The following is a 10,684-nucleotide window of genomic DNA, read 5'->3' on the forward strand; positions in this document are numbered from 1 at the left end:
GGATTTCGCCAAGCTGCTCAACGAGGCTGACAAGGTCGAGATCCTGCTGGTCGGCGCCGGCAAGGATCTCAAGCCGTTGCCGGCAGCGCTGCGTGCCGCGCTGAAGACGGCGGGCATTACGGCCGATCCGATGTCGACCGGCGCTGCCGTGCGGACCTACAATGTTCTTCTGGCGGAAAACCGTGCGGTGGCCGCCGCACTGATCGCCGTCGAGTGACGTGAGCGAAAACGCCAAAATCGTCATGGAAACGGTGCGAGCCGCCGACCATGACCGCTATGTTTCCGCGCTCTATGCGCCTGAGGACAAGCGTGACGCGCTGTTTTCGCTCTATGCCTTCAATGCCGAGATATCTGGCATCCGCGACCGTATCCGCGAGGCGCTGCCGGGCGAGGTGCGGCTGCAATGGTGGCGCGATGTCATCGCAGCCGAGGACGACGGGGCAGGCGTCGGCCATCCCGTCGCGGATGCGTTGAAGGCGACGATTTCCGCCCACCGTCTGCCGAAACTTGCCTTCGATAATATGCTCGAAGCCCGCATCTTCGATCTCTATGACGACCCTATGCCGTCTCGCATCGATCTGGAAGGCTATTGCGGCGAGACCGCAGCGGCGCTCATCCAGCTTGCGGCGATGGTGCTCGATCCCGTCGAAGCGCCGCGGTTTTCCGAACTTGCGGGCAGGGCAGGCTGCGCACAGGCGATGACCGGCCTGTTGCTGCTGCTGCCGCAGCACCGCAAGCGCGGGCAATGCTTTGTCCCGGCCGACATTCTGGCCGCGGCAGGGTCGTCGCCCGAGGAGTTCGTTGCGGGCGATGGTGGGCTGGGGGCGGAACGCGCTGTGGCGGCGATGATCGCGCTGGCGCGGGAACATCTTGCGGCATTCGAAGGCGGCGCGTCGGCTTTGCCGGTTTCGCTGCGCCCGGCATTTCTGCCGCTGGCTCTCTCGCGCGCCTATCTCAGCAAGATGGAAAGTTCTCGTCATTCGCCTCTGAGCGGCGCGACACGGCTTTCGGCCTGGCGCCGGCATTGGCTGCTGTTGCGCTGCGCGACGCGAGGCTGGCCGGACGCCTGAAGGCTGCCAAGTATGAGGAATCCAGAAAGCCGGAACTACCACCGCAGCCGTTGAGGTCTGTCACGATGGATCGCTCGATCCGGCATCGCGCATCAGCATCTCGTAGTCGCGACCACCATAGAAGATGTTGACGATGCGAACGAGATCGTCGCTGACAACGTAAGCAATGATCGCGGAGTGCTCGAACGGTCGTCACGCGATCGGCCACCGCGAGGCGCATTGCCGATGCTCTGGCAGCGGTCTTCGATGCGCAAGACGAACTTCAGCGCGACATCCGGACTTCCGCCGGCCTCTACGATGTTCCTGAAAATGTCGGCAGATCATTCCTGGCAGTTTCTCGATACTCGACTTCAAGCCGCTGAATCATCAGCACGGCTCGAATGTCGGGCGACGAATCCCCGAAGGTGAGCGCGAACCTCTTCTCCCGAATAGCCCGGCCTTGTATCCTCGATCGATGCCATCACGCGCGCCCTGATCGAGGCCATGCGCTCGGCATGCTCTTCCTCCTCGCGCTGGAAGGCGCGAAGTGCTGCGCGGATGACTTCGCTTGCCGATCCGAAGGAGCCGTCCTCGACTTTTTCACGGATCATGCGCGCCATGGCAGGCGTGATGGTGACTGACAGCTTCTCGGCGGGCTCCATGGAATTGCTCCCTATGATGGAGAGTAGGATAGTATCCTACTCTCCTGGCGCCCGATCGACAAGAACAGACAGGCGGACTATTCCGCCGCTTCCGCCCGCGCTGGCAGCCCCAGCCATTCGCGGCAGTCGGCCAGCGCGCGCGATGTCACCGCACGCCGCTTGGCGACGGTCTTGTCCTTGCCGCGCAGGCGCTTTCCCTCTGACTTCGGTGCTTCCACCGGTGGGAACAGGCCGAAATTGACATTCATCGGCTGGAAGGAGCGCTTTCCCGGCTCGTCGTCGGAAACGATATGACCGCCGGTGATGTGGTTGAGCAGCGCGCCAAAGGCTGTGGTCAACGGTGGCAGCGCCGGTGCGTGGCCCAACCGTTCGGCTGCGGCAAAGCGACCGGCAAGCAGGCCGATGGCCGCACTTTCGACATAGCCTTCGCAACCGGTGATCTGGCCGGCGAAGCGCAGGCCGGGTCGCGACTTCAGCTGCAGCGAATGGTCAAGCAGCGTCGGCGAATTGATATAGGTGTTGCGGTGCAGGCCGCCGAGGCGGGCGAATTCGGCGTCTTCGAGGCCCGGGATGGTGCGGAACACGCGCACCTGCTCGGCGTGCTTCAGCTTGGTCTGGAAGCCGACCATGTTGTAGAGCGTGCCCAGCGCATTGTCCTGGCGAAGCTGCACGACGGCATAGGCCTTCACCGACGGATTGTGCGCATTGGTCAGCCCCATCGGCTTCATCGGCCCATGGCGCAGCGTCTCGACGCCGCGCTCGGCCATGATCTCGATCGGCAGGCAGCCGTCGAAATAGGGCGTGCCTTCCCATTGCTTGAATTCGGTCTTTTGGCCCTCCAGAAGCGCCCCTACGAAGGCGAGATATTGCTCCTTGTCCATCGGGCAGTTGATGTAATCCTTGCCGGTGCCGCCGGGTCCGACCTTGTCGTAGCGTGACTGGAACCAGCAAATGTCCATGTCGATCGTGTCGAAATGGACGATCGGCGCGATGGCATCGAAGAAGGCGAGCGCATCCGCGCCGGTCACTTCCGCGATCGATTGGGCGAGCCCAGGTGCGGTCAGCGGGCCGGTGGCGATGATCGCCTGGTCCCAGTCCGCAGGCGGCAGACCGGGCACTTCCTCGCGCTGGATGGTGATGAGCGGGTGCGCTTCGAGCTTGTTGGTCACCGCTTCGGAAAATCCGTCGCGGTCGACGGCAAGCGCGCCACCGGCCGGCACCTGGTGGGCATCGCCGGCGCTCATGATCAGCGATCCGGCCAGCCGCATTTCGGCATGCAGCAGGCCGACGGCGTTGGTTTGCGCATCGTCGGAACGGAAGGAATTGGAACAGACCAGCTCGGCCAGCCCATCCGTCTTGTGCGCATCGGTGCCGCGGACGGGGCGCATTTCATGCAAGACAACGGGAACGCCGGCTTCGGCCGCCTGCCAAGCGGCTTCGGAGCCGGCGAGACCGCCGCCGATGACGTGAATGGGATTCTTGTTCATGAGCGCCGAAATAGTCGCTTGTAGCTGCGATTGCAATTGCCCGAGTTAGCCGCGCTGTTGGCGCCAAGTGCTGCAATCGTCTACTGTCGGAGAATGGACGGGAGTCTCGGGATCTTTGCCAAAGTGATCTTTCTGATAGCCGTCATCGCCACGGGCGGATCAGCGGCCGCCGGCGAACTGGCCGCGACGGCTTCCAAGCGGATCCCCATATGCCATGGCTATAGTTGCAACTATCGCACGATGCTGGCGCTTGGCCCCGGTGACGGCGCGCGTTTCCGCTCCATCCTGCGTGCGGGCGCGGGTTCGCCCCAAGCCGAGCGTTCCGCTGTCAAGAAAGCTGTCCGCTATTTCGAGCAGCGCATTCTCCGGGCTACCGGCGTTCGCGATCTGCCGCAGTCGGAATTCGGTGCATCGCGCATCAGGGGCCAGATGGATTGTGTCGACGAATCGACCAATACGCATGCGCTGCTGGTCTACCTTGCCGAGCGAAAATTGCTCAGGTTTCACAAGGTCGAGGACAATGCCTCGCGAGGCCTGTTTGTCGACGGGCGCTATCCCCATTGGACGGCGGTGATCAGCGACCGCGGAGGCACCGAATGGGTGGTGGATTCCTGGTATGCGGCGATGGGCGGCGCGCCGGACATTTTTCCGCTGAGCCAGTGGAAGAAACGGGGCGTGCTGGAAAGCGGTGCGCTGGACTGACGACAGGGGACGTCCCGCCAAAACGGCTCCCAGAGTGAATCGACCCTGAAAACAACAACACCCGCCGGGGGAGGAGGTCCGGCGGGTGTCGTTTTGCTGGCCGATCCTCGGGAAGAGGGGAAGATCGACCGTATTCGTCATCGCCGGGGAGGAGGTCGGCTTTGACGAAATTCCTTTCGCCTGATGAAAGGGGGCGAAACCCTTGGGACGAAACTCGTTTCGCCCGGGGAAACAGCGCCCGCCGCGGGAGGAGGTGCGGCGGGCGCCGTTTTTGTGGTCAACCCTCGGGAGGAGGTGAAGGCTGACCGTATTCGTCAGGGTCGGGGAGGAGGTCGACCCTGGCGAAATTCCTTGATTAGATCGCCTTGCGGGCGATGATCTTGATCTCGTCGCGGACGATGCCGAGATCATGCAGCTGGCGGTTCGAAAGGCGACCCAGCTCGGTAACCGTCGAGCGATAAACGCGCCAGTTACGATAGTTGCGGATCAGGTTCATTGTCGTTCTCTTTTCAAGTCAAACTGGTTCGGACCATTTGCGGTCCGAAGAGGATTAGACCGCCTTGCGAGCGACGTAGTGGATGTCGCTGCGGCTGATGCCGAGGTCGGTCAGTTCGCGGTTGCTCAGGCGGCTCAGCTCGGAAACGGTGTCCCGGTAGCGGCGCCAGTTGCGGTAGTTGCGGATCAGGTTCATGGTATTTCTCGTTTCGTCTTTCTTTCGGATCATTCCGTCTTTGTGTACGCCCTGAAGATAGGTGGGGTCATATCGATTTAAAAGCGCTATTGGTGCATGGCAGCAATGCAAATTGTGCAATGCACCATCACGCGGCGCTCACGTGTTCGACATAGATAAGCCGGAATCGGAAAATGTCGTGGCGTCAACGATTTGGCCGGGTCGGCTGAAAAAAAGACCAAGCTGGGGGAGAAAGGTATGGCGAGCTATTCGTCACGCGTCAGGGCCGATATCGCACGATGGCTGCAGGCCAGCCTGATCGATGCCCCGACAGCCGACGCGCTGACGCGCGACGTCGAAGCCAATCAACGGAGATCGCTGAGCTTCGGTTCGATCCTGGCGATGATGGCGGCGCTGCTGTTTGGCGCGGCCGTCCTGATCTTCGTCGCTGCCAATTGGGAAGTCATCCCGCGGCTGGCGCGGGTGGCGGCGCTCTTCGCGATCATCATCGCCGGCTATGTCGGCGGCGCGGTGCTGAAGACACGCGACCACGCTGCGATCGGCGAGGCGCTTTGGATCGTCGCCGCGACGGCATTCGGCGGATCGATCGCGCTGATCGGTCAGATGTATCATTTGTCTGGCGACGAGGCGTCGGCCTTGATCACCTGGGGCGCAGGCACGGCCTTGGCGGCGGTTGCGCTGCGCTCGAACCCGCTGACCGTTGCTGCTGTCGGCATCGCCGATGCCTGGCTGTTCCTGAGAGGGTTCGACTATTTCGGGCGCACGGAATTTCCGCACCTCTTCGTCGTCATGGCGATCGTGCTGTTCGCCATTTCGTTTTGGACGCGCAGCCAGGCGGCGCGGCACCTGATCATCCTGTCGGTCATCTTCTATCTCGTGCTGATGGTAATGGAATACGAAACGCTGCTGGTCGCTGTCCCGCTCGTCGTCGTGTCGGCGCTGCTTTTCGCGGCTGCGATCTTCGCCGCGGGGTCCGTCGACAGGATCGTGCAACTTAGCGGCCGGCTGCCCCTGCACGCGCTGATTGGATTTCTCACCGGCCTGGCGATGATTCAGTTCGAGCTGGCCGACGATAACAACAAAAGCGGCTTCGGCATTGCCTCGGCCATTGCGCTCGCCGGCATTGTAGCAGCAATCGTGCTGGGCGGCCGCGAGAGCAGGGGCTTGCGCTGGGTTGCCTATGCCGGCTTCGCCTTCGAACTCGCCATCATTTATATGGTGATGTTGCAGTCCATGCTCGACACGGCAGGCTTCTTTCTTGCGGCAGCAGTGCTTCTCGGCATCCTTGCCCTTGTCATCATCCGCATCGAAAAGCGCATGAGGTCCCCCAGCATGGAAGGAGCGGCGGCATGATGATCGGTAAAAAACTGATCATTTCGGCGGTGGTGCTGGCGCTCGTCCAGATCGGTTTCCTGAGCTGGATCATCGCCGGCCGGGCAGCGATCCTGCGCGACGGCAGGCAAGTGCTGCTGAGGGTGGAACCGGTCGATCCGCGCGATCTCCTGCGAGGCGACTACATTTTCCTCAGCTACGATATTTCGCGCATACCGACGCAACTGATCGGCAACATTCCGGCCGGCAAGCTGACGAGTGACGACACGTCGATCGTGGTCAGGCTGAAGCAGGGCGCCGACGGCTATTGGGGTGCGACCTCGGCCTGGTTCGGCCAGGCACCTGCGCCAGCAGCATCGGACGAAGCCGACATCGTCGGACACGTATCCGCAGGCTGGGATCTCAGCCCGGAAGCAACGGCGATCGCGCCGGACTATGGCATCCAGCGCTTCTATCTGCCCGAAGGCGAGGGGATGGCGATCCAGAACGACATGCGGGTGCGGCCATTCGGCGTCCGTGTTGCAATCGCAGCCAATGGCACGGCGCAGATCAAGGCGCTGATGGACGGCGACAAGACGCTGTTCGAGGAACCGCTTTATTAGAATTGAAAAGCGTGGCCGGCTCGGACAGCATCAAACATGACAATTATCCTGACGACACGAGAAGACATAAATCTCGACTCGGTTTTCCGCGTCGCCTGGAAGAAAGACACGGTGCAAATCAGCGGCAAGGCCTTGCAGCGCATCGCAGAGTGTCGCGCATCGTTCCTGCGTCTCATTGAAACCGACCCTGTACCGGTCATCTATGGCGTGACCACCGCCATGGGAGAACTGGCGAGCCGGCGGCTCGAACTTGGCGAGCGGGATCGCCATGCGCGCATCAAGGCCTTTGCAGCCGCCACTTCGTTCGGCGAGCCTTTGCCGGGCCGCGTGGTGAGGGCGATCGTGCTCGCCCGGCTGGCGAATTTCCTCGAAGGAAACGCCGCGACCACACCACGCATGGCGCTCGCCGTCGCCGCGATGCTGGACGGCGGACCGATGCCCATGGTGCCATCCTCCGGCCAGGGCGGCGCCGGTGAAATCCTCGCGCTCTATCCGCTGTTTGCTGAGCTTTCGACGCGCTTCGACCTGGAGGTCAAGGAACGGGGCTCCCTGATCAACGGCTCGCCTTGCGCTGCCGCACTTGTGGCCGATGCGGCCTTGGCGGCTCGCCGCCGTATTCGCCTTGCCGAAAAAGTCTTTGCGCTTTCGATCGAAGCGTTTCGCGCGCCGCTCGAACATTACGACCCGGCGCTCGATGCGCTTTGGGGCGATGAACATGAAGCAGCGGCCCTGCGGGGATTGAGGGAGTTTCTTGCCGGCGCCGGCACCGGGCGCCGTAATTATCAGGCGCCGGTCAGCTACCGCATCGTCCCTCGCATCCTCGGACACGCGCATCGCGCGCTGGCATCAGCAGAGCGTGCGGCCACCGTGTCACTCGCTTCGATCTCGGACAACCCTGTCTACATCCCGCCTGACGACGGGCATCCGCTCGGGCGTTGCATCAGCACGGGCGGTTATCACAATGCCATGGCAACACCCGCCCTGGATGATCTGGCGGCGATATGGGCCGATATCTGCCTGTTGTGCGACCGCCACGCCTCGAAGCTTCTGAACGGCAAGGTGTCGCTCCTACCCGATCTGCTTCTGACGGGGCGGGACTGGAGCGACAGCGACGGTCACGGCAATGTCGGCTATGTGCCGATGGCGATCACGGGCTATCTGGAGCAGGCGAAACTTTCGGCCCAGCGCACCTTCATCCCGGGGACGGAATCGGCCGGCGCCGGCCAGGACGATGTCGCGACGACGGTCTTCCTCGCATGGACGAAGGAAGCACGCGCCGGCCGCTGCCTCGACGCCGCGATGGCGATGCTGGCTGTGATCGCCTCGCAGGCACTGCATGTCACCGAGCGCGTGGCGCCTCCGGCGCTTCAGTCGTTCGTCGCGGATATCAGGAGCATCGTGCCGCCAGTCGGCGAGGATCGCGTGCTGGGACCCGAGCTTGCGAATTTGACCGAATGGTTCACGCGACAGGTCTTTGAGGAGTAGACACCAAACTGGTGCGGATGATGGAGCTCGAACCCACGCCTTTCGGCACTGGAACCTAATGCACTGTTAGGAGCAGTGGTGCGGGTAGAGGGACTCGAACCCCCACGTTTTCACGCCAGAACCTAAATCTGGTGCGTCTACCAATTCCGCCATACCCGCTGGATTTGTGTCACCGTGACACGTCTATGTCACAAGCCCTATCACAAGTTCAAGACTTAGATTTTCGAGGTCTTCGGCCTCGCGTTAGCGTCCATGCCAATCGCCTGGCCGGTGAACCGTGGACTTGACGCCGCGCCACGCTTTGGCATCGCCTCGAGCTGACGGATCATATTAGGATTCTTTGCAAGGCTGTCGGCCAAGATGAGCACCAGGTGGTGCTATCGGCAGCCACGGCGCGGACCTTCCGTCCAAGAAGGCGGCGGCGGCGGGAAGGAACTCGTTGGCGGTCAAGTCTTCCTGCCCGGGAATGTGTTCACAATTCTTTCAAATTGAGTCGGAATTTTTTGCTACCCGTAAGTTACGATCGCAAACAAAATTCCGGGTTAGCAACTCAAACACTCTCTGAGTTCGTTACCACTAAAGTAGCAGGCTCTGAAACTGCTGCTGTGAGGTAACTACCAAGGAGAGTGTCATGGCAAACGTCGTTAAGAGTTTCGCCACAGCTTTGGCCGGTGGTGCACTTATTTTATCCCTGTCTTTTCCTTCCAGCGCAGGCGGCATTAACGTCGGTGCCGGCGCCTCGATCGGCGGTAGCAGCGGGGTGAATGCCGGCGCCGGGACATCGATCGGGGGCAGCAAGGGCATTACCGCCGGTGCCGGCGCCAAGGTGGGCGGCACTGGTGGCATCACGGCTGGCGCAGGCGCAAACATAGGCGGCACTGGTGGTATCACTGCCGGCGCAGGCGCAAATGTCGGTGGCACCGGCGGCTTTACAGCGGGGGTAGACGCCAATGTCGGCGGCACGAGTGGTGTCGGCGTAGGTGTCGGCGTCGGCGTTGGAGGCGGAATCCCTCCTGGTACCCCTGGCACACCGGGGACGCCTGGAACTCCAGGGACGCCCGGCACTCCCGACGTGCCGAGCGTGGTCGCGCAGATGTCCAGCAGCCAACTGACGCGCATGAAGAAACGCTGTGTCGACGTGCTCAGCAGCGAAGGCACCTATGACCGTGACCTGCGGCAGCTTTGCATGCTGATCGCGCGTCGCTGAGTACTACGCAAACGGGAGCGTCGCATCGGCCGTCGAGGCTTTGACAACACTCTCCTGACTTCGCGGCCGGCCCGCCACTCACAAGGTGGCGGGCTTCTCTGCGTCAGGATCGCTGCGCTGAGCCATCATTCCGTCAATGTCGCGGTCAAAATAGGGCCCGTTCGCCGGTGCGCGAAGATGGTTGAAAATTAGCCGCGCCTGTGACAAAAGGCGTGTCGAATGTGACGGGATGCGACGATCCGCTTCTGCAGAATGTGATAAGAAGTAGGAAAAACAAAGACTTATTCACATTTTGGAGCGTATTTCTGGAGGATTTGAGCCGCTTTGGGCGGACAGATCGCCAAGTCCCGCACCAAAAGCCATTCTCGGCAAGATCATACCGGCAGGTTGTAAACGGCAGGAGCCGTTTGGCGGCCTCATTGGTGAAAACAAAGGTTCTATGATGCAGGTCACCGAAACGCTCAACTCCGGTCTCAAGCGCGAGATCAAGATCACCGTGCCGGCCGGTGACATGGAAGCCAAGCTGATGGCGCGGCTTACCGACGCCAGGAACAAGGTCCGCATCAACGGCTTCCGTCCCGGCAAGGTGCCGGTGCAGCACTTGCGAAAGGTCTATGGCAAGTCGTTCATGGCCGAAGTGGTCAACGAGATCCTCAACGATTCGACCCGTTCGGTCATAACCGGGCGCGGCGAAAAGGCTGCCATGCAGCCCGAAGTGATCATGACCGAGGACGAGAAAGAGGCCGAGAAGATCCTGGCCGGCGGCGCCGACTTCGAGTTCCGGCTGAATTACGAGATCATTCCGCCGATCGAGATCAAGGATTTCTCCGACATCAAGGTGACGCGTCAGGTGTTCGACGTGCCCGACACCGAAATCGACGAGCAGGTCCAGCGTGTCGCCGAATCGGCGCGCACCTACGAGCCGAAGACCGGCAAGGCCGCCGAAGGCGACCGCGTGACGATCGACTATGTCGGCAAGATCGACGGCGAAGCCTTCAGCGGCGGCGCCGGCACGGACCAGCCGCTGGTGCTCGGCTCCAAGGAATTCATTCCCGGCTTCGAGGATCAGCTCATCGGCAGCAAGGCCGGCGACGAGACGCAGGTCACGGTCACGTTCCCGGAAAACTACCAGGCGGCGCATCTCGCCGGCAAGGAAGCGACCTTCGACGTCACCGTCAAGGAAGTGTCACAGCCAGGTGCGTTGGAGATCAACGACGAAACGGCCAAGAATCTCGGCCTGGAGTCGCTGGAGCGCCTGCGTGAAGTGGTGCGCACCCAGATCGAGAACCAGTTCGGCTCGATGACGCGCCAGAAGATCAAGCGCCAGCTGCTCGACCAGCTCGATGCCGCCTACTCGTTCGAGGCGCCGTCGAAGCTCGTCGAGGCCGAGTTCAACAACATCTGGAACCAGGTCAACCGCGATCTGGAAACCGCCGGCCGCACCTTCGCCGACGAGGAGACCACGGA

General features: G+C 61.9%; 12 protein-coding genes, 1 tRNA gene and 1 pseudogene. 8 read left to right on the plus strand and 6 right to left on the minus strand.

Features of this window, described 5'->3' with window-relative positions; genetic code table 11:
- Both EOB36_RS21475 and EOB36_RS21480 read left to right on the plus strand, forming a co-directional pair.
- The coding region (locus EOB36_RS21475) for an MTH938/NDUFAF3 family protein (RefSeq protein WP_245467854.1) at nt 1–217 on the plus strand (217 nt) is incomplete at its 5' end.
- A 1-nt stretch (nt 218) separates the two neighbouring features.
- Nucleotides 219–1,070, plus strand: coding sequence for a phytoene/squalene synthase family protein (locus EOB36_RS21480; protein ID WP_164897581.1), 852 nt, complete (start codon nt 219–221; stop codon nt 1,068–1,070).
- Nucleotides 1,071–1,130: 60 nt separating this feature from the next.
- Here EOB36_RS21480 and EOB36_RS35290 read toward each other — a convergent pair.
- The 3 genes and pseudogenes from EOB36_RS35290 to trmFO form a co-directional block, all read right to left on the minus strand.
- Nucleotides 1,131–1,437 (minus strand): annotated as a pseudogene (locus EOB36_RS35290) (type II toxin-antitoxin system RelE/ParE family toxin).
- A complete protein-coding gene (locus EOB36_RS21490) occupies nt 1,421–1,711 on the minus strand; it encodes a type II toxin-antitoxin system ParD family antitoxin (RefSeq protein WP_128241829.1) in 291 nt (96 codons plus the stop codon). The pseudogene EOB36_RS35290 and the gene EOB36_RS21490 overlap by 17 nt, the downstream one beginning before the upstream one ends.
- Nucleotides 1,712–1,788: 77 nt before the next feature.
- Nucleotides 1,789–3,198: a methylenetetrahydrofolate--tRNA-(uracil(54)-C(5))-methyltransferase (FADH(2)-oxidizing) TrmFO gene (trmFO, locus tag EOB36_RS21495; RefSeq protein WP_128285631.1), complete on the minus strand. Its 1,410-nt coding sequence runs from the start codon at nt 3,196–3,198 to the stop codon at nt 1,789–1,791.
- Between the two features lie 123 nt (nt 3,199–3,321).
- Between trmFO and EOB36_RS21500 the strand changes: the two genes are divergently transcribed.
- Entirely contained in the window at nt 3,322–3,900 is a 579-nt protein-coding gene (locus tag EOB36_RS21500; protein ID WP_245467855.1) for a hypothetical protein, read from the plus strand.
- A 355-nt stretch (nt 3,901–4,255) separates the two neighbouring features.
- On the opposite strand, the gene EOB36_RS21505 is transcribed toward EOB36_RS21500, so the two are convergent.
- Nucleotides 4,256–4,396, minus strand: coding sequence for a DUF1127 domain-containing protein (locus tag EOB36_RS21505; RefSeq protein ID WP_095485458.1), 141 nt, complete (start codon nt 4,394–4,396; stop codon nt 4,256–4,258).
- Nucleotides 4,397–4,450: 54 nt separating this feature from the next.
- A complete protein-coding gene (locus EOB36_RS21510) occupies nt 4,451–4,591 on the minus strand; it encodes a DUF1127 domain-containing protein (RefSeq protein ID WP_006335194.1) in 141 nt (46 codons plus the stop codon).
- Between the two features lie 237 nt (nt 4,592–4,828).
- Here EOB36_RS21510 and EOB36_RS21515 point away from each other — a divergent pair, with 237 nt between their 5' ends.
- The 3 genes from EOB36_RS21515 to EOB36_RS21525 are packed head-to-tail and all read left to right on the plus strand — an operon-like array spanning nt 4,829 to nt 8,010.
- Complete coding sequence (locus tag EOB36_RS21515; protein WP_128285632.1) at nt 4,829–5,944, plus strand: DUF2157 domain-containing protein; 1,116 nt, start codon at nt 4,829–4,831, stop codon at nt 5,942–5,944.
- Nucleotides 5,941–6,525 (plus strand): GDYXXLXY domain-containing protein, encoded by a 585-nt coding sequence (locus tag EOB36_RS21520; RefSeq protein ID WP_128285633.1) that lies wholly within the window; start codon nt 5,941–5,943, stop codon nt 6,523–6,525. The genes EOB36_RS21515 and EOB36_RS21520 overlap by 4 nt, the downstream gene beginning before the upstream one ends.
- A 36-nt stretch (nt 6,526–6,561) precedes the next feature.
- Complete coding sequence (locus tag EOB36_RS21525) at nt 6,562–8,010, plus strand: aromatic amino acid lyase (RefSeq protein WP_128285634.1); 1,449 nt, start codon at nt 6,562–6,564, stop codon at nt 8,008–8,010.
- Between the two features lie 76 nt (nt 8,011–8,086).
- Here EOB36_RS21525 and EOB36_RS21530 read toward each other — a convergent pair.
- A tRNA-Leu gene (locus tag EOB36_RS21530) sits at nt 8,087–8,169 on the minus strand.
- A 472-nt stretch (nt 8,170–8,641) separates the two neighbouring features.
- Here EOB36_RS21530 and EOB36_RS21535 point away from each other — a divergent pair.
- The gene (locus tag EOB36_RS21535; protein WP_128285635.1) at nt 8,642–9,217 is read left to right on the plus strand and encodes a hypothetical protein; all 576 of its coding nucleotides are present in this window, start codon (nt 8,642–8,644) and stop codon (nt 9,215–9,217) included.
- A 442-nt stretch (nt 9,218–9,659) separates the two neighbouring features.
- Nucleotides 9,660–10,684: trigger factor (gene tig, locus EOB36_RS21540; RefSeq protein ID WP_245467856.1), on the plus strand; the 1,025-nt coding region annotated here is incomplete at its 3' end.

Origin of the sequence: Mesorhizobium sp. M6A.T.Cr.TU.017.01.1.1 (genome assembly GCF_004023115.1) — a bacterium.
GTDB classification, from domain to species: Bacteria; Pseudomonadota; Alphaproteobacteria; order Rhizobiales; family Rhizobiaceae; genus Mesorhizobium; species Mesorhizobium mediterraneum.